General features: G+C 45.8%; 15 protein-coding genes. 10 read left to right on the top strand and 5 right to left on the bottom strand.

What is annotated here, in order from left to right; genetic code table 11:
- Window positions 1–46 precede the first annotated feature (46 nt).
- Window positions 47–1228 carry a 4-hydroxythreonine-4-phosphate dehydrogenase PdxA gene (gene pdxA / locus NDA06_RS01460; RefSeq protein WP_190984668.1) on the top strand — a complete coding sequence of 394 codons (1182 nt, stop codon included), beginning with the start codon at window positions 47–49 and terminating at the stop codon, window positions 1226–1228.
- Window positions 1229–1283: 55 nt separating this feature from the next.
- Entirely contained in the window at window positions 1284–2336 is a 1053-nt protein-coding gene (locus NDA06_RS01455; RefSeq protein WP_190984614.1) for a phosphodiester glycosidase family protein, read from the top strand.
- Between the two features lie 112 nt (window positions 2337–2448).
- Here the strand turns inward: NDA06_RS01455 and NDA06_RS01450 are convergent, their stop codons facing one another.
- Both NDA06_RS01450 and NDA06_RS01445 read right to left on the bottom strand, forming a co-directional pair.
- Window positions 2449–2805: a hypothetical protein gene (locus NDA06_RS01450; RefSeq protein WP_190690240.1), complete on the bottom strand. Its 357-nt coding sequence runs from the start codon at window positions 2803–2805 to the stop codon at window positions 2449–2451.
- Between the two features lie 596 nt (window positions 2806–3401).
- Window positions 3402–4079, bottom strand: a complete 678-nt coding sequence (locus NDA06_RS01445; RefSeq protein WP_190415460.1) for a response regulator transcription factor — start codon at window positions 4077–4079, stop codon at window positions 3402–3404.
- A 150-nt stretch (window positions 4080–4229) separates the two neighbouring features.
- On the opposite strand from NDA06_RS01445, the gene NDA06_RS01440 reads away from it, so the two are divergent.
- The 5 genes from NDA06_RS01440 (at window position 4230) to NDA06_RS01420 (ending at window position 12508) form a co-directional block, all read left to right on the top strand.
- A complete protein-coding gene (locus tag NDA06_RS01440) occupies window positions 4230–7973 on the top strand; it encodes a PAS domain S-box protein (RefSeq protein ID WP_190984613.1) in 3744 nt (1247 codons plus the stop codon).
- Between the two features lie 105 nt (window positions 7974–8078).
- Window positions 8079–8681 carry a DUF1517 domain-containing protein gene (locus NDA06_RS01435; RefSeq protein WP_190525704.1) on the top strand — a complete coding sequence of 201 codons (603 nt, stop codon included), beginning with the start codon at window positions 8079–8081 and terminating at the stop codon, window positions 8679–8681.
- Between the two features lie 50 nt (window positions 8682–8731).
- Window positions 8732–9613, top strand: a complete 882-nt coding sequence (locus NDA06_RS01430; protein WP_190415465.1) for a hypothetical protein — start codon at window positions 8732–8734, stop codon at window positions 9611–9613.
- A gap of 1405 nt (window positions 9614–11018) precedes the next feature.
- Window positions 11019–11243, top strand: coding sequence for a hypothetical protein (locus NDA06_RS01425; RefSeq protein ID WP_190984612.1), 225 nt, complete (start codon window positions 11019–11021; stop codon window positions 11241–11243).
- A 923-nt stretch (window positions 11244–12166) separates the two neighbouring features.
- A complete protein-coding gene (locus NDA06_RS01420; RefSeq protein WP_190440968.1) occupies window positions 12167–12508 on the top strand; it encodes a hypothetical protein in 342 nt (113 codons plus the stop codon).
- 72 nt (window positions 12509–12580) lie between these two features.
- On the opposite strand, the gene nadB is transcribed toward NDA06_RS01420, so the two are convergent.
- Window positions 12581–14353 (bottom strand): L-aspartate oxidase, encoded by a 1773-nt coding sequence (gene nadB / locus NDA06_RS01415; RefSeq protein WP_190984611.1) that lies wholly within the window; start codon window positions 14351–14353, stop codon window positions 12581–12583.
- Window positions 14354–14553: 200 nt separating this feature from the next.
- A complete protein-coding gene (gene psbU / locus NDA06_RS01410) occupies window positions 14554–14988 on the bottom strand; it encodes a photosystem II complex extrinsic protein PsbU (RefSeq protein ID WP_190415476.1) in 435 nt (144 codons plus the stop codon).
- Window positions 14989–15230: 242 nt separating this feature from the next.
- Here psbU and NDA06_RS01405 point away from each other — a divergent pair, with 242 nt between their 5' ends.
- The 3 genes from NDA06_RS01405 (at window position 15231) to NDA06_RS01395 (ending at window position 17667) form a co-directional block, all read left to right on the top strand.
- Entirely contained in the window at window positions 15231–15869 is a 639-nt protein-coding gene (locus NDA06_RS01405; RefSeq protein ID WP_190415478.1) for a peroxiredoxin, read from the top strand.
- Window positions 15870–16043: 174 nt separating this feature from the next.
- Complete coding sequence (locus NDA06_RS01400) at window positions 16044–16628, top strand: Uma2 family endonuclease (protein WP_190984610.1); 585 nt, start codon at window positions 16044–16046, stop codon at window positions 16626–16628.
- Between the two features lie 64 nt (window positions 16629–16692).
- A complete protein-coding gene (locus NDA06_RS01395) occupies window positions 16693–17667 on the top strand; it encodes a cysteine synthase A (RefSeq protein ID WP_190984609.1) in 975 nt (324 codons plus the stop codon).
- A gap of 69 nt (window positions 17668–17736) precedes the next feature.
- Here NDA06_RS01395 and NDA06_RS01390 read toward each other — a convergent pair whose 3' ends face one another.
- Window positions 17737–18495, bottom strand: a complete 759-nt coding sequence (locus NDA06_RS01390; RefSeq protein ID WP_190984608.1) for a 4'-phosphopantetheinyl transferase superfamily protein — start codon at window positions 18493–18495, stop codon at window positions 17737–17739.
- Between the last annotated feature and the right edge of the window lie 162 nt (window positions 18496–18657).

Here is an 18657-nt window from a genome sequence, read left to right as displayed (position 1 = left end):
TTGTAGGCTCCTTGGGAATCAATTAAAAAGTTTAGAGTATTTTAAACTGAAAGCTGTGAAAACTTTCTTTACACAAACACCTACCAATCTCACGCAATGGCAAGAACGTCCTCGGTTAGCGGTAACACTGGGAGATCCGGCGGGGATTGGGCCAGAGGTGGTGCTGAAGGCGTTGGCAGATCCGATTACCGAAAATTGCGAGATAACTGTCGTTGGCAGTCGGGGACTGTTGCAAGAAACTTATCATCGATTGACCCGACAACGTAAGGGCAGGGTGCCGCGTCCTTCCCAGCTACAGGAGCAAAGCCTGTCTACACAGACTTTAGAAGCGGGTAAGGAGGCATCTAAGTTGGTGTCAGCACCGCTAGCAGACCCGGCACAGTTATCAATTCTTGATGTCCCACTGGATGGGGAAATAGAGCGGCAAATCAAGATTGGGACTGGGAATGCTGCGAGTGGCGCGGCAAGTTTTGCTTATATGGAAACAGCGATCGCGCACACGCTTTCGGGTGAGTTCCAAGGCATTGTGACTGGCCCGATTGCGAAATCTGCTTGGAAAGCCGCAGGATATGATTATCCGGGTCAAACCGAACTGTTAGCCAATCGTTCCGGCGTCCAGCGATTTGGGATGTTATTTGTGGCGCGATCGCCGCATACTGGTTGGACACTCCGCACTTTACTTGCCACTACTCATATTCCCCTCCGTCAAGTCGCTGAGGTGCTGACACCGCAACTGCTGACGAATAAGCTTGATTTGCTGGTGGAATGCTTAAAAGCAGATTTTGGGATAGAAAAGGCGAAGATAGCGATCGCTGGATTAAATCCCCACAGCGGCGAACAAGGTCAACTAGGACGAGAAGAAATCGATTGGTTAATCCCTTGGCTAGAGCAACAACGGCGACCCGATCTGCAACTGGATGGCCCAATTCCCCCAGATACGATGTGGGTAAAGCCCGGTCAAGCCTGGTTCGGTTCAAATGGCATCTCATCGGCTCACGATGCTTACTTGGCGCTCTATCATGACCAAGGCTTAATCCCCGTTAAACTGATGGCATTTGACCGAGCGGTGAATACTTCTATCGGTCTTCCCTTCATCCGCACCTCTCCCGATCACGGGACTGCTTTTGATATTGCTAGTCAGGGAATTGCCGATGCTACCAGTATGAAGGCAGCGATTCAACTTGGGGCTGAATTAGCGGCTCGGAGGACAGCCGCGAACGCTATGTAGCTTTCGCTAGCGAATCAGGTATCGTCAGCCAGATTAATTCGAGAAGAGATTGTTCATGTTTGCATATTTGATTTTTAGCGCGATCGCTCAAAGCATCCACTTGAGCGCTCCCAAACTTCCTGCGTCTAAATCTGAGAACGATCGAGCCAAGTTCGAGCGAATAGCAACCTCAACAGTACCAACGAACTCCGCCTTCGCAGACTTAAGGTATTTAAAAACCGCACAGAGGGGTTTTGCCGTTTTACCTGTTGCTTATGTAACCGCGAATTCTATTCACCGGGAACATTCTCTAGGGTTGGATGCTAAAAACGGTATCTCCTCACAAACACCATTTGTTAAAAGCGATCGCAATCAAAAGTTTTTCCCTCTTGGTTTTAAAGCTATTAGAAGTGCGCCAGGAGTTACGCTTTATAACCAAAAATCTGATTATGTGCAAGTTGTTGATTTGAGCCAAGGCGCGTCTGTCAAATTCCTTTATGGCGAGATTACCAATCCCGGTAAGAAACAAGGCGCTTATGGAGGAAACGATCCTAAGTTGAGACGCCAAACGCTAACACAAGCCTGGAAAAATTTCTATTCTTTTAATAAAAAAGCTTTTTCGATAACGAATGGTCAGTTTTTCAGAAATGACACTAAATCCGCCATTATCACTAACTTAGCTTTTCCAGTTAAAGCCAATGGAATCATTATGAGTGACGGCTATGCAGGCGAAAGTGAATTTGCTAGCCAAAAGCTGATGCTTGCGGTTTGGAATAATCGCGCAGAAATTAGCATTTTTAATGGTAAAAACTCTCTTTACTCTTCTTCAGCTCCCAATATCATTGTTGGCTTAAGCGAAAAGGCGAATAAATTTATGAACAAAAATTTAGGTAGAACTTTTATGGGAGTCCTAGATAGAGACTCTAATGGAATCTCCGAAACCGTTTTAATTTTTAATTCGAGTGATTCAACACAGTTTCATGCAGGACAGACACTAAAAAAGTTTGGCGCAGATCAAGTAGTTATGCTCGATGGTGGCGGCTCTTCACAGTTGCTTGCTCAGGGTGTAAATTATATTACATCTCCAAGAACAATTCCACAAACTATTGGCGTGGTGAGCGCTCCTTGAGCAAAGAGTAGGCAGGAATAAGAATGCGATCGCAAGGAATGCCCTGTTGATTCAAGTAGGGTGCGATCGCATTTTCAATTTTTTTGCTTTCTTCATTTTAAACCTTTGCAAATTAGGTAAACCAAGTAGATGGGGAAAAACTCTGCTCAGACGAGCTAGGAAGTTGATGTTTAATCCAATCTCTCTTCCTTTGGAGAATCTCAAAAATTCCTTGGCGAATTACTGTTTCTATGTGCAGCTTTCTTTCTCCAGAGCAGTAACGGCGATTACATTTCTCTGAAATTTTTTGGCCATCCTCGATCGCAGCGTATACGTTAGGAACTCGACTCAGGGTATAAGTCATTAATTCTTTATATAATCTAGAATTTAAAAAAGCTCCGTATTCAAAATACTCTTGTTCATTGTCTAAGATTTGAGCAATTTCATCGGCAACCCATAACATTGTTAAATTGATGGTTCGATTAGCCATTTTAACCTCACTTTTTATCGAATAAAATTGTGATTTTGTTTAGTTAATTTTCCAATTTATATCTATTATTACTTTTAGAAACATCAAGGTGTTGCCCAAGGCAAATTTTAAAACTGGAGATTTTCTCTTATTTCATTTATGAAGTTTTCACGTAAAAACACAGATAAAATTCAATTACTTTCTTTGCAAATGAAGAGACAAAAATAGTACTTATAGGCTGACTAATAGGTAATAATTTCCCCCAGCCATAAAGTTTACGGGTATCTTGCTTAGAGGTTTTTGTTAACATCGGCTGCTTTGCAAACTCAAGGCATGAATATTAACAGGAAACTCAGCTTCTATTGGATTAATATCAGTTCTATCTAATAGCGCAAAGAGAGCATACTGGATTAATCGCTTCTAGCGTATGCCGACTAACCCAGCCTGCATTAAAAGGAGGTCGTCAGATTGGGAAACAGACTCTAGCCTGTTTTGAATCTAAGATTACGTCTCAAATGTAAAAAAATAGAGGAGAAATCGGGAAGAAATCGAGAAGAAATGAAAAAAACAGTAAACTTTTGCAAATAATATTTTGCTGCTGTTTACAAAGCATCAAATTAAGATAGCTGTTTAAGGCGATACCCAATACCGTGAATTGTCTCAATCAAATCGGGCGGTGCGCCTACTGCTCTGAGTTTCTGCCGTAGGCTTTTAATATGGGCTTTAACAGTCTCCTCCTCTGGCGGTTCCTCAAGAGACCATACGTGTTCAATGATGCTACTGCGGCTGAGTACCCGCCGACCATTGCGGAGGAATAGCTCCAATAAAGAATATTCCTTGCGGGTTAAGTGCAAAGATTGCTCAGCATAGCTAACTTCATAGGTACTAGGGTTAAAGCTCAAGCTGCCCCACTCTAGCACTGGAGACGCTGAGGAACTCCCTCGACGCAACAAAGCGCGTATCCGGGCTAATAACTCTGGCAGATCGATCGGTTTAACAATATAATCATCCGCTCCAGCATCTAAGCCGGTGACTTTATCTGCGCTAGTGTCACGGGCAGTGATCATGAGGATTGGCTGGTTGTAGTCATGAGAGCGCAATCGACGGCAAAGGCTTATGCCATCTAGCTTAGGCAGCATTACATCTAGCAAAATTAAGTCATACGTAACGGTTTGGACTTGATCCCAAGCAGCTTCCCCATCTGTCACCACATCAACCACATAAGTTTGATCGGTAAGAGCTTCTACTAAAGCTTCTGCAAGACGCAAATCATCTTCTATTAGAAGGATTCTCATTGCATAAATTGCTTTTAGTTGATAAAAAACGGGAAATAAAGATGATTGATAAAGTCTCTAATTGGCTAAACTGCCCTATTCATAGAATATCATCTATCATTCGGACGATTAACGCAGGATAAACAGTAACCTTAGCAAGAAAACAATGCGATGAAGTGGCCTATTAAAAAAACAATGATTATCAGCGGTTTAGGGTTGGCATTGTTGCTACTCGGTGCAACAAGTACAGCTTCGTATTGGAGCATGACTCAACCGATCGAATGCCATGAATGGATACAGCACACTGAAGAAGTTGTGCAGAACCTTGATGAGATGCTTTCTACGCTAAAAGATATTCAAGCAAAGGAACGCAACGATATCCTCAGGGGCGACGAAACTTGGCTAAACACCGCTCCCGCGGCTAGTCCGGAAATTGGCTCGAAAATTCAAAAGCTCCGAAAGTTGACGGGCGATAACTCCCTGCAACAGACAAAGTTGAATGTGCTTGAGTCTTTAGTGACAAAGGAACTCCCTGTAGTCGAAAAGTTAGTTTCCTTGCGACAAAACAATGATGAAGATGCGGCTGGTCAGATTGCCCTGATTGAAGAGGAGCAAAAGCGTCAGGGTGAGATTCGCCAGTTAATTCAGCAGATGCAGAATGATGAGCGAGCATTTTTACAGCAGCGATCGCTAGCAGTATCAACCAGCGCTCAAAATACAATCCTGATGCATTATCTTGGCACAGGCTCGGTTTTTTTGCTTTTATGCTGGGTTTACTTGCTTCTGTATAGCGAAAATGCAAAGCGTCAACGCGCAGAGGAAGCACTCAGAAAGGTTAATGAGGAACTAGAAATCAGAGTTCAGGAACGAACCGCAGAAATCGTTAGTACGAATGAATTGCTGCTGGCTGAAATTATCGAGCGCAAGCGAGCTGAAGAAGCGTTACATCTAACCCAATTTTGTGTCGATCGGGCGGTATATGCGATCGCTTGGATAAATCCGGAAGGGCAGTTTGTCTATGTAAACGATGCCCTTTGTCATTCCATCGGTTATTCACGAGAAGAATTACTCTCGATGAGCCTATCTGACGTAAATCCGGACATTCCCCCAGCAGTCTGTCCAGATATTTGGCAAGCGATCAAGCAACGCGGCTCTCTCTCCCTGGAGTCGCATCATCGTAGCAAAGATGGCAGGATATTCCCGATTGAGGTGACAGGCAATTACTTGCAGTTTAAGGGCAAGGAGTACGCTAGTTTTTTTGCTCGCGATATCAGCGATCGCCTGCGGCACGCTACGCTACGCCAACAAGCAGAATTAGCTCTCCGAGAGAGCGAACAACGGCTCCAGGCAATTCTAGATAACTCCCAAGCAATTATCTACCTTAAAGACACTTCTTTCCGACACATTCTAGTCAATCGCCAGTTTGAAAATTTATTGCACCTCACTAGAGAGCAAGTTCTTGGCAAAAACGATTACGATATATTTCCCAAGGAAATCGCAGATAGATTGGTATCAAACGACAAAAGAGTGCTTGAATCTGGAAGTTCCTTTGAGTTTGAAGAACTTATTCCTTGCCCCGACGGTATCCGCACTTACTTATCGCTCAAGTTTCTCATTCATAACACTGAAGGGATTCCCTACGCAATTGGTGGCATTTCCACCGATATTAGCGATCGCAAAGCTGCTGAAGAAGCACTGAGAATTAGTGAGGAACGCTTTCGGATTGCGCTCAAAAATTCACCCATCGTTGTCTTTAATCAAGACACCGATTTACGCTACACCTGGGTACATCATCCCACTTCAAGGGTTGTTGACGAAGTTTTACTAGGAAAATTAGAAACCGAAGTCTTTTCGCCTGAAGATGCCCAACAGCTGGTAGCGATTAAACGCCCAGTGCTGGAAAGCGGAATTGGAACGCGCCAACAGACGTGTATTACACTCAATGGAAAAGTTCGCCACTACGATTTAACCGTAGAGCCGTTGCGGAATCCCACCGGGGAAGTTATTGGCATTACCGGCTCAGCGATGGATATTACCGACGTCCGTACTAGGGAAGAACAACTGCGAGCAATCTTCGAGGGCGCACTCGAAGTGATATTAATTACAGATGACGAGGGCGCTTATGTGGAAGCGAATCCAGCCGCCTGCCAACTACTGGGGCTGCAACTTTCAGAACTTTTGGGAAAGCGGATTGCAGACTTTCTGGAGCCTAGTTTCGATTTTGAACAGGCGTGGCACAGCTTCCAAAAACAAGGGCTGGCAACCGGAGAATTGCGCCTCCTTCATCCAGATGGAACCGTGCGAGAAGTTGAGTATTCGGCTAGAGCTAATTTTCTTCCTGGGCGAAATCTATCAGTGTTACGCGACATCACCATGCGTAAGCAAGCAGAGGCAGCGCTGCGAGAGAGCGAGGCTCGCTTCCGCATGATGGCTGATAGCGCCCCCGTTATGATCTGGATGTCCGATCCAGACGCACTTTGTACGTTTTTCAACCAGACTTGGCTAAACTTTACCGGACGGACTCTAGAACAAGAAATTGGGAATAGTTGGTTGGAAGGCGTGCATTCTGAAGATATTCAGCATTGTTTAGATAGCTACTTATCCGCTTTCAATTCCCGAATGTCCTTTTGTATAGAATATCGATTGAGAAAGGCTGATGGCGAATACGGTTGGATTGTAGATAAAGGAGTTCCCCGGTTTACCCCAGAAGGAGATTTTGCGGGTTACATTGGCACCTGCATCGACATTACCGAGCGCAAAGCTAACGAGGAAGCGCTGAAGGAAAGCCAACGTTTCATTCAGAAAATTGCTGATACAACTCCTAATTGGCTCTACATTTATGACATAATCCAAGATTGTAATGTTTATGCCAATCGTCGAACGGAAGACTTTTTTCAATGCACCCAGGCAGAAATTCAAGCAATCGGATCGCGGATTTTATCAGATTTTTTACACCCAGAAGATTTCGCTAAGATCGAGGAATTTAGCAAAGAGTTTGCCACTACTACAGAAGATCAAGTAATCGAAAAAGAATACCGGATGAAAAACGCCACGGGTGAATGGCGTTGGTTTCATGTCTGTGAGGTTGTCTTTACGAGAACCACTGACGGTAGACCCGAACAGATTCTGGGTACAGGGGTAGACATCACCGAGCTTAAGAAGGCTGAAGAAATTCGGCTGGCGCTAGAAAGGGAAAAAGAACTCAGTCAGCTTCAGATGCGCTTTTTTTCAATGGTTTCCCATGAATTTCGCACTCCAATCAGCACGATTTTACTCTCTTCGCAATCCTTAGAACATTCCTTCGAGCGATGGTCAAAAGAGAAATTATTGAAAAATATTGCTCGGATTCAAGCCAGTGCCAAACACATGGTTCAGCTATTAGAAGATATTCTAATAATCAATAGAGCAGAAGCTGGGAAACTAGAATTTAATCCTGCGTCTATTGATATCAAAAAGCTTTGCTACTACTTAACTGAAGAAATGCGGTTAATTGCAGGTAGTAAGAATTCAATAATATTTGTCAGCCAGGGAGATAGCCCAAACTCAGCAATCGATGAAAAACTTCTGCGCTCGATTGTTACCAATTTACTCTCCAATGCGATTAGATACTCCCCCCAAGGCAGTCATATTCATTTTTCCCTCGTTTGCGATCGCCAAGAGGCAACTCTGCAAATTAGGGATAAAGGCATTGGTATTCCGCCAGAAGACCAACTTCATTTATTTGAGCCGTTCTATCGAGGGGAAAATGTTGGAAATGTTGCTGGTTCGGGATTAGGACTAACCGTGACTAAGAAGTGTGTGGACTTACACGGCGGCACAATTACAGTAAAGAGTGAAGTCGGGGTGGGAACCACTTGCACTGTGACATTGCCTTTATACAACCCTGTAAGGCCAGGAAGTCTCCAGCCCAGCTAGAGCAGTCAAACCATTCTGAGGGTAGACGGCTGCGATCGCACCCACCGAGTAAAGTAAAAAAGTAGCTCAATTGACTAAGATTGGCATTTGGTAGCAAGATAAGTCATGACTTCTTGGCGCGATCGCTTCAATCAAATCAGTGGCAAAAGCCGCTTCGTAGTCTGTCGTTTGTTTGTCCATCTAGCAGGTGCAGAGGTTGCGCCTCTGTTGGGAGTTCTAAATCGTGCTGCTAGAGAAGCCGTCGAAGCTGACGGGGATCTGCAAATTTTGGGCGAAGGACTGGTTGAAATTTGTCAGAACCTCTTACAGTACGATACTTACTGGCAATCCGCGGCGAATGAAGGCGACGTTTTCTGGAATGAAGGTGAAGCTGGGGACTATGTGAATGAATTGTTCACAGACTCTGCTGAGCGCTATTTGAGCGAACCAGACTTCAGCCAACCCTCTCACGGAAATGAACCCTTGTCATTGCCAGTCACTCGCAACTTGATTGTGATGATTACGGTGGCTTATGAGGGGGAACTTCCGGTACTCGAAGGCGATCTCGCCAATCTTAGTGCGCTTAAAGAAGGTCTAAAAGCCTTGGTTAATCTGCACTATCAGGAAAGGCTGCGAGCAATACAAGTTCACTTTTCTCCAGCGCAGTTGGGTGATGAACTCACAAACGATCAATTGTTGCTGAATTTTCCAGAACTGATTCCTCTTTAGATTCCCCTTTAATGGCTAATAGCTTCCTCATCAAAATTATTCATCCGTTTATGTTACGTAGATTGACCATTCTTTTCATGTCCCTGACGTTGTGCTTCACAACGGTAGCTTGTGGTAGTCCCTCAACCACAACCCAAGCCCCATCTCAGAATCGGGACTTTAAGACAACGACCACTCAAAGTCGTTTGCCTGATGGACAATATCCAGTCCAGCAGGCAACCTACAATGATGCCGATGGGGAATACACCCTCATGTTGCTCAATACCCCTCCGGGCACGCCCGCTGTTTATCGCTCTACAGATTTGCAAATGGCACGTCTGACAGATGAAGAAATTAAGTCTGGTCAGAAGGGTTATGTGAAAGCAGCTAACGGTCAGGCATCTCTGCACATTCCAGAAGACTTCAAAATTGAATACGTTCACAACGTCACTGAAACGCGACCCGACCCTCAAACAGGTCAACCCCAGACCGTGGTCGTGCGTCAGCAGTCAAGCTTCTGGGCACCTTTTGCAGGAGCATTGGCAGGTCAAGCCGTAGGCAGTTTGTTGTTTACGCCGCGTTACTATATGCCGCCAGTGTATCAACCGGGCGGAATTATGAGAGGTTACGGCGGATACGGCAACACTTATAGTCAAGCGGTTCAGCAATACCAAACCCGCTACCAAGCACCGCCACCAGCTGTTAGAAATCGTCAAACCTTGCGGACAACTGGGCGCTTAAGATCGCCTTCATCCAGTCAACCGACCAGCATTCGTCGAGTCCCGCAAAGCGGAAACCGTTCTACTGGATCGGGTTATGGTTCCAGCACGCTGCGTCGCTCTAACGGATCAACTCCCAGCCGCGCGAATAGAAGTCCCAGTTTTGGCAGCGGATCGCGATCGCGTCCCAGTCGTAGTCGGGGATCGTTTGGTTCTGGTGGCAGACGCCGCTAATTATCGAGAGCGTGGGTAACGCCTATTCTCCTAGCTAGCTCTGTAAGCGCACATTGCCTTGCGCTTACAGAGTCAAAAGAAATTTTTACAAGCTGTATCTTATTGCTTTTCGCCGTTTGAGAAGACTCTGGGGCTGAACTTCCTGGAACCCCTCCCCGCAAGCGCGGAGGGAAATTAACTTGCGGTTACGAGTATTAAGTCAAACAAAAAACGCCCAACAAAAACTTGAGGGCGTCGATCATCAGGGTGCATCTACTAAATTCAATATACCTCACTGAGGGGTCACACCCCCCACCCCTAATAAAAGATTGTTATAAAACTTCTCAATCGCTCCTCAAAAAGCCAAACGTTCTGGCTGTCGCGCGTTATCCCCCTTCACTTTATTAGCGGCTACATCAGGGCTTCCTCTTTACCCACCTTGGTAGGTAGCGTAGCGGCGCGCCCGTTGCAGGGGTTAAGGAACTGTTGCAGACGATTTGCACAACAAAATGACATTACTACCAGAAGCTGCTTCTACCAGCTTCAAAGAACCGAGTAGCCGCCCATAGCCTGCGCGATCGCTACTCCCCTAAAAACAAAAAACGCCCAACAAAAACTTGAGGGCGTCGATCATCAGGGTGCATCTACTAAATTCAATATACCCCACTGAGGGGTCACACCCCTCACCGCCAAAAAAGTTGTTACAAAACTTTACATTTTGGGGAGCGATTAGCCGAGAGTCCTTATCAAAGGGGTTGAAGGATGCTTGCAGTCAATCCAGATAAAGCAATACCTTGAAACCTACGTACAGCCTAGACGTCAAGAGAGACTTGAGAGACACACTAAGCGATCGCTTCTGTTAGCTTTGTATTTACTTGAGCTGTACTTTGTCTACCCAAATCGCTTATCTCTCAAGCAGTGTGTGCAGATTGAGCTTTCTCGCCTGATTGACTGAAAAAACTCCCCTCCTTCCTATCCCTGCTACCTATAGCAGTCCTCAAGGATTCGTGAAGCCTTGCTCCCCGACTTCTTAGAGAAGTTGAGAAGCTGAAGGACTGGCATTCCACAACTCAAATAGGATTGCTATAGTTAGTTGAATTTCTCCAGCGTAGCTGCTACTTAAACGAAATTCGCCCAAAATAGTATCAGTAGTTTTGGTCGCAACAATGCTATATTTGATAGCCGTTATCGTTCTTATTTAAATTTGTTTTTATAAATTGACGGTGACTTAGGGCGTAAAATTTAAATTCGATCTATACTAATCCCTCAGACGATCCCCTGTATTTTTCCTAAGAAAAGTTTACCCATTAGGGTGATGTGTAAAGGAGGTGAGGAGGGAAACATGGTAATAGCTTGATGGAATGACCCTAAACAGGGCAACTTGACAACAAGTAGCCTGCATATTCGATTTCAAGAGGTTTTGGATATGTCCTTGCTTTTTTTAATCCCTTTAGCAATCTCGATAGCATCAGCCTTCGTCATCTTTGAGAATTCTCACGATGAAGTTGCCATGCTTGCTGCATCAGCAGCATCTGTCAGTTTGATTCTATGTTTGCTCTTTTTGCCTTGGCAAGTCCAGCTTTTGGTGTTGCTGTTTGTCTTAACGATTACTAGACGGGTTTCTGTGCCAAATCAGAGCAAATTTAGGTAAAAAGACGATAATTTATGCTGCGCTTTCCTGTACAGCGAACTCCAATCCAGTCTCGATCTAGGTTGTTAGAGCTGGATTTGGTAACGCTGATACTTAACCTCTAACTGAAACATCTGATGAACTGCTGCCATTTTGAACAGCAGCTATCGTTTACAAGTTCTTCGGATAAACTCATCGACTCTCAAGAGTTTATTTGCTTTAGTAGGTATATCCCAGTTTGCCCTGCCAACCTAAGCGTGAAAAGGCGCGATCGCTGGAACCTCTACACCCAGCGCTGAAACTGCCCTTTCTTAAACACAGTCTTTACCAGTGCTGCCTTGTGCTTTTCGCCTTGATAATTCACTTAATAGAGTTTGGTGTGAATACGCCTACTTTTTTGGGATACGTCATGAGCTGAGGATAGAACCATGTTTGTCCTCTAGTTGTTTGGCGCTCGGCACGCATAGCCGCGCCATTGCTTGTGACAGATGCGTAAGTCCTGACGATTTTACTTCATGTCTGCAATGGATACATCTAGTGCCCCTCTTTAAAAAAAGACCTGGGGATATCTGATATGTCGTCTCCAAAAGTGAAAGGTATAACACCTGTCTTGAAAGCTTCGATCAAACTTTTAGCAATTAATACCCAAGGAAGAGCCTAAATCATTTTTGATTTGATAACGACTTTTTCGAGACAATCAAAATACGAAATATTAAGCTTATGAAAATTTTCCGGATTCATTGCCAGATATACCGTTGAAAATACTGAATACTAAACTTACAAATAAACGTTTAGTTGACCACTACACAGAAGCGCCTGCTATTCCCAGAAAATCACTCGAATAACTTCTACAGCTTTGTTTAGCGTACCTTACTACAGATTCTAACTTTACAAATTCTTTGTAGAAGCTCAAGTTTTTATAAAGAGAACGTAAAGAAAAAGATTTGATAAAGGTACTGGCTACTGAGGTTTTCAGTGGATATACTGATATTACAGGCACTCCCAAAAGTGGCACTCCCAAAAGTCTAGGAACTGTAACGGGTGTTATGAGTAATTACTTTCGATTCACAGGAACAGCAACTTTACTGATTGGGTTGCAACTATTCAGCCCCCAGATGGTGTCTGCCAGAATCGACCCCACTCTTCCCAACAACAGCCCGTCAAACAGCTTCTGGAGTGCTGCTGAGACCCAGAATTTACTAAAATCTGGCGGGGAAGGGAAAGCATTTCAACCGAAAGATAACGGCCCTCCTGCTGGTGATGGAACGGGTGCAGGAACGCGCTGAACCAGGCAAAGGTAAAGGTCAAGTAAAAGTTAAAAGGCAAGGATAAAGAAGTTTGTTCTTTCTTAGAACTGTTTAGTTTTGCAGAGGGGGAGATTTCCACCAATGCTGATGTTGAACTAAGGTGTGAACTTGCCAGCTTGGCGAGGTTTGAGAGAAGTCAGTTCGGTAGTGTCCGCCTCGACTCTCTGTGCGAAAAGCAGCACTTTTGAGAATTAGATACGCTACATCTAGTAAGTTGTGAGTTTCTCCCCAAGTTCGCAGTTGTTGGTCGGCATCGGGTAAGTCGAAACTAGCCCGCTGACCGGGGATTAAATTCATCAGGTACTGACTCAGAGACAGAGCAGCAAATTCTTGTTGCCAAACTTCGATTTGAGCGATCGCATTCTCTAAAACCTCTTGCGAGCGACAAATTCCAGCACTTTGCCACACTAAGCGCGGTAACTCTTGCCGTAAAGCTTCAATTTTGTCCCGTTCGGTCGAATCGCAGGTGAAGGATGAGGGATGAGAAGGAGTCAAAGGGGAATTTTCTCCCCTTCTTCCACTGTCTGGTTTTTCTTGTGTTGTTTCATCCTGTATCGTTGCTGTTTGATCCTTTCGAGTCTTTCCTTCTTGCTTCTGACTGCTTTCTAAATGAGCCAGTTGGGCACCAAACACCAAACATTCCAGGAGGGAATTACTGGCGAGACGATTGGCACCGTGAACGCCAGTACTAGCTGTTTCCCCAATCGCATATAAACCGGGAATCGAGGTACGATTCATTAAATCGCTGGCGATGCCTCCCATCCAGTAATGAGCTGCTGGCGCAACCGGAATTGGCTCCTGAAAGACATCAATCCCCCACCGCTGACACACCTGGATAATGTTAGGGAAACGGTGGCGAATCTTTTCTTCGGGAATTGGGCGCAAATCCAAGAAAACGTGGCCTGTCGCAGGGTCGGCTGCGATTTGCTGCAAGTGGCTGAAAATCGCTCGACTGACAACATCTCTCGGTGCGAGTTCACCCGCTGGATGGTAATCAAAGGCAAATCGTCGTCCTTGGGAATCGACCAGATGAGCGCCTTCCCCCCGGACTGCTTCGCTAATCAAAAAACGAGGCGCACCCGGCTTGGTGAGGGCTGTAGGGTGAAATTGGACAAATTCTAAGTCTCGCAGGATAGCCCCAGCACGCCACGCGATCGCTACCCCATCTCCCGTACTGACCGATGGATTTGTCGTTTGAGCAAATACTTGACCTCCGCCGCCTGTCGCCAGCACCACCGCACCCGCCCTTATCCAGCTAATCTGATTTTGGTAAACCAGGCAAATTCCCTGGCACTCACCAGTTTCAGGATTGAGCCACAGACTTAGGGCAAATGCTTGAGAGATAACCTGGATATTCTGGCGGCGCAGCACTTGTTCGGTTAAGGTACTCACCATTGCGCGACCTGTCGTATCGGCAGCATGAAGCACGCGGGGACGAGAATGAGCCGCCTCTAAGGTCAAAGCGAGATAGGTTCCTTTGCGGTCAAAGGCAACGCCCATATCCACTAGCGAATCAATGCAGGATGCAGCCTCCTCTACAAGAAACTGTACCGCTTCTTTGTCACACAAACCCGCCCCTGCCCGCATTGTGTCCTCAATGTGCAGCAAAGATGAGTCTGTCGGGTCAATTGCAGCTGCGATGCCGCCTTGCGCCCAGTCGCTGGCAGAAAGGGGCAGAGTATCCTTTGTAATCAAACCAACTTGATACGAGTCTGGCAGACAAAGCGCTGCATAAAGTCCTGCTGCACCTGCGCCTACTACCAAGACATCAAACTGGATGGGTATTTCCTGCTGGGGTAAAGATTTTAAGTTTATAGAGTTCAACGATAAGTTCCTTAATACTTCCACTCATAATAAATAACCCACTCCTTAATGGAGTGGGTGATGAAAATCGAGTCGTTAGGGGCGAAGGTTCTTTTGAGGGTCTAGATTCTGAATGCAAGGTTAAGTTGATCTCACCCAGCTTGCAGAATCTTTTCCCGGATAGTCACGACTCACCACGGTTAGTAAATCACTAAAGCGCTTTAGTAGTAGCCGTTGTTATAGCGATCGCCACCTTCCACGAAGCTTGATTCTATTTCTGTCACCGTGAAATTATCCAGGTTCGCTTGAAGCCGTTCTTTTTGACCGTCACTTAGCCCTGGAATTTGCAGGACATCTTCTACTTTCTTGTAAGGTGCATTATCGACAACTTTGCGAGCCAGAGTGGGGTACAGCCCTGGATATTGCCGAAACGCTCGCACATTGGTGTTGTTCAAGTCAATCTTTTTCCCGAACTCGGTGGCTAGCTTATCGTCCGCCCGATTCCGGAGGGGTGCCTCGACTGCTGCCAACACTGATGAAGAGTGCAGTGCTACACCCGTCAAATCGGCTGCAATAGCGCTTTTGGGCAGCCCCATCCATCCTAAGCAGCTCACCAACATAGCCAACACTGTCAGCAGACGAACCAATCGTTTCATAAACTTAAATCCTCCTGACACAGCATGATTGAGGGTACCATGTCCTCAACTATTAGTTTAATTTTTGTTTTCTATCCTCTCATCTTATTACCTCTCGGTACCCACTCCACCTCAACTCTGGAACAATTGGAAGTTGGCTAGTTTTCCCAAATCTTAATAAAGAGCTAAACTCCGACCGGGAAACTGGGGTTTTGTGGCAATATAGAAGATCGTTCCTCAAGGTAGTTCACAGGAAATCCGATATGGTTCTTAGATTAGGCGACCAAGTACCCGACTTCACTCAGGATTCTACACACGGTCAAATCAACTTTTATGAGTGGGCTGGCGATAGCTGGGTAGTGCTATTTTCTCACCCCGCAGACTTTACGCCCGTTTGCACCACAGAACTTGGCGAAGTCGCTCGTCTCAAGCCAGAATTTGACAAGCGCAACGTGAAGGCGATCGCACTTAGCGTCGATGATGTTGACTCCCACAAAGGTTGGGTCGGTGATATCGAAGAAACTCAGAGTGTTGGCCTTAACTACCCAATTCTGGCAGATCCGGATAAGAAGGTCTCTGACCTTTACGACATGATCCACCCCAACGCCGCCAACACCGTAACGGTTAGATCGGTCTTCGTCATCGATCCGCAGAAGAAACTGCGTCTCACCTTCACCTACCCCCCCAGCACCGGACGTAACTTCGATGAATTGCTGCGGGTAATCGATTCGCTGCAACTGACGGATCACTACAGCGTAGCCACTCCAGTTAACTGGAAAGAGGGAGACGATTGTGTAATCGTTCCTTCGCTGAAAGATCCCGAAGTATTAAAAGAGAAATTTCCTAAAGGTTACACGGAAATCAAACCTTACCTGCGGATGACTCCCCAACCGGACAAATAGTTTTGAGTGGGTAAGTGAGCGATCGCTGTGCACGATCGCTTACTAGATAATTAACAATAGCCTGATGGGTCGAAAGCTAATCGTCCGTCAGGCTATTTTTATTGGTTTGAATGAGCCAACAGTAAAATTTTGGAGTAGGCGTTGCCCATTCTAACTAAATCGAGGAAATCCAGAATGCTTTCTTCTCCCCTAGTTGTGCGAATTCCGCCATCAATGCCAATGACAGACGAACAGTTTTTTGAGTTCTGTCAAATTAACCGCAACTTACGCATTGAACGGAATAAAACTGGAGAAATCGTCATCATGCCCCCAACTGGTTCAGAGACAGGAAACCGAGAAGGTAATATATTCGGGCAGCTCTGGTTATGGTCAGAACAAGACGGCACGGGGATAACTTTTTCTTCTAGCACGGGATTTCTTCTATCAACAGGTGCAGAAAGGTCGCCTGATGCTTCATGGATAAAACTGGAACGATGGAATGCTTTATCCCCAGAACAACAGCAAAAGTTTGCCCCTATTTGCCCTGATTTTGTGATTGAACTGAGGTCAGCTTCGGACAACTTAAAGCCTTTGCAAGAAAAAATGCTCGAATACATGAGCGAGGCAGGATTCCAGCTAGGCTGGTTGATTGACCGGAAAAACCGCCAAGTTTATATCTATCGTCCCGGTCAAGAAGTGGAATGTATAGACAATCCCGACACGGTAAGTGGCGATCGCGTTTTGCCTGGATTTTCCCTCAATATGACTAAAGTTTGGTAAAAGTCGAGTCGGACTACCGCGATACGCCAAAATTTTTATAGGGAAGAACTTAGGTAATTTCAGAATGGATATCAAAAAGGGTTTTGTAGAGACAGTTGGCAACACACCGCTCATCCGCTTAAACAACTTCAGCGATGAAACAGGTTGCGAAATTCTGGGAAAAGCAGAATTTCTCAATCCAGGCGGTTCTGTGAAAGATCGGGCAGCACTTTATATGATTGAAGACGCCGAAAAAAAAGGTTTGCTCAAACCTGGCGGTACAGTCGTTGAGGGAACCGCTGGGAACACCGGCATCGGTTTAGCTCATATTTGCAACGCCAAGGGATACAAATGCCTGATTATCATCCCAGATACCCAGTCTCAGGAAAAGATGGATGCTTTGAGGACGATGGGCGCAGAAGTTCGTCCCGTTCCAGCCGTACCTTACAGCAACCCCAACAATTATGTCAGGCTCTCCGGCAAAATTGCGTCTGAGATGGAAAACGCGATTTGGGCGAATCAATTTGATAATTTAGCGAATCGACAAGCGCACTACGAAACTACCGCAAAAGAAATCTGGGAACAAACGGACGGTAAAGTTAATGCTTGGGTTACAGCCACGGGGACTGGCGGCACCTTAGCGGGTGTAGCGATGTACCTGAAAGAAAAAAATCCTGCTATTAAAACCGTCTTAGCAGACCCGATGGGCAGCGCCCTCTATAGTTATATCAAGACGGGTGAAACGAAGAGTGAGGGTAATTCAATCACAGAAGGGATTGGCAATAGCCGCGTCACCGCCAATATGGAAGGCGTACCGATAGACGATGCTATCCAAATTGATGACACCGAAGCGGTACGGGTTGTCTACAGACTTTTAAGAGAGGAAGGGCTGTTTCTGGGTGGCTCCACGGGAATTAATGTGGGAGCAGCCGTAGAACTTGCCAAGCAGATGGGGCCAGGTAATACGATTGTGACCATCCTCTGCGATAGCGGCGCTCGTTATCAGTCGCGGCTGTTTAATCGGGAATGGCTAGCCTCGAAGGGACTTTCACCCGATTAGAAAGGAAGCAAAGGGGAGGTGGGAAGAATTTTCACCGACTACCTACCCTCAGCATTTAGTCGTTTTTATCTAACCATTGCTAGCATCCCATTGCCAGCAGCGGGTGCAAGTGCCAGTTCCTTCCACAGCAAGAGCGGCTACGTAGTCGAGTTCCGGTTTCAGTTCCTGGAGTGACCAGCGATCACATTGAAAGCGATCGCCTTCAATGCTTAGCAGCATCGCTGGTTCCCCTGGAGCCAGCGTTACCTCAATTTGATCCAGAGGTCGAGCCAGCCCTTCTCCAATTGCTTTTAGATAAGCTTCTTTGCGAGTCCAGGCGTTTAAAAATGCTTGCTGCTTCTGATGTGCAGGCAAGGCACGCAAAACGGCATTTTCTCGCGCCGAAAAGAATCGTTTAGCGATCGTTTCAACTTCGACAACCGAACGAATGTATTCAACATCGACACCGATCTGGCGATCGCGTGTTACTGCATACAGGCAGATATCTTGAGAGTGAGATAAATTAAACCGAAGGTTACTTTCTCCGTGCGTTCCAGCTAATGCTGGCTTGCCACGGGAGCCATAGCAAAATTGCACCTCGAGTGGGTTGATTTCTAAATAGCAACCCAAAATTGTCCTGAGCAGACCTCGCCCAATGATGAAACGCTTCCTGTCCCGCTCAAAGTGAAAACGCTCAGCTCTTATTTGCTCATCTTCAGAAAGGATTTGTTGCAGATGCTGAACGTGAAATGCCGATTGGTCGAGGGAAGCACGCCAGACATGAACATCATTGCGCGATAGCGCTAAGTCAGTTGGTGGAGAACGCCACACACAATCAATATCAGTCATCAGTCTGAGCCATCAATCTGAGCCTGTAGTTATCTAAGCTCCAACGTCGCGCCATTTTGAGTCCGGAGAATTACTGAAGGAAGGCTTCTGTTTTAGCGTGTCATCATCACTGAACCCGAACAAGCCGACAAAAACTCTTAAGCATTTTCTCGGACTCGATCT

Origin of the sequence: Trichocoleus sp. ST-U1, assembly GCF_039961835.1 — a bacterium.
GTDB lineage: Bacteria > Cyanobacteriota > Cyanobacteriia > Cyanobacteriales > FACHB-T130 > FACHB-T130.
This window is presented reverse-complemented; position numbering and strand designations above follow the sequence as displayed.

Coding starts and splice junctions, on each gene's coding strand:
- NDA06_RS01455 (WP_190984614.1), top strand. CDS start 1,284: ATGTTTGCATATTTGATTTTTAGCGCGATCGCTCAAAGCATCCACTTG.
- psbU (WP_190415476.1), bottom strand. CDS start 14,988: ATGAAACGATTGGTTCGTCTGCTGACAGTGTTGGCTATGTTGGTGAGC.
- NDA06_RS01450 (WP_190690240.1), bottom strand. CDS start 2,805: ATGGCTAATCGAACCATCAATTTAACAATGTTATGGGTTGCCGATGAA.
- NDA06_RS01440 (WP_190984613.1), top strand. CDS start 4,230: ATGAAGTGGCCTATTAAAAAAACAATGATTATCAGCGGTTTAGGGTTG.
- NDA06_RS01425 (WP_190984612.1), top strand. CDS start 11,019: ATGTCCTTGCTTTTTTTAATCCCTTTAGCAATCTCGATAGCATCAGCC.
- NDA06_RS01435 (WP_190525704.1), top strand. CDS start 8,079: ATGACTTCTTGGCGCGATCGCTTCAATCAAATCAGTGGCAAAAGCCGC.
- NDA06_RS01445 (WP_190415460.1), bottom strand. CDS start 4,079: ATGAGAATCCTTCTAATAGAAGATGATTTGCGTCTTGCAGAAGCTTTA.
- NDA06_RS01395 (WP_190984609.1), top strand. CDS start 16,693: ATGGATATCAAAAAGGGTTTTGTAGAGACAGTTGGCAACACACCGCTC.
- NDA06_RS01430 (WP_190415465.1), top strand. CDS start 8,732: ATGTTACGTAGATTGACCATTCTTTTCATGTCCCTGACGTTGTGCTTC.
- NDA06_RS01400 (WP_190984610.1), top strand. CDS start 16,044: ATGCTTTCTTCTCCCCTAGTTGTGCGAATTCCGCCATCAATGCCAATG.
- NDA06_RS01390 (WP_190984608.1), bottom strand. CDS start 18,495: ATGACTGATATTGATTGTGTGTGGCGTTCTCCACCAACTGACTTAGCG.
- NDA06_RS01405 (WP_190415478.1), top strand. CDS start 15,231: ATGGTTCTTAGATTAGGCGACCAAGTACCCGACTTCACTCAGGATTCT.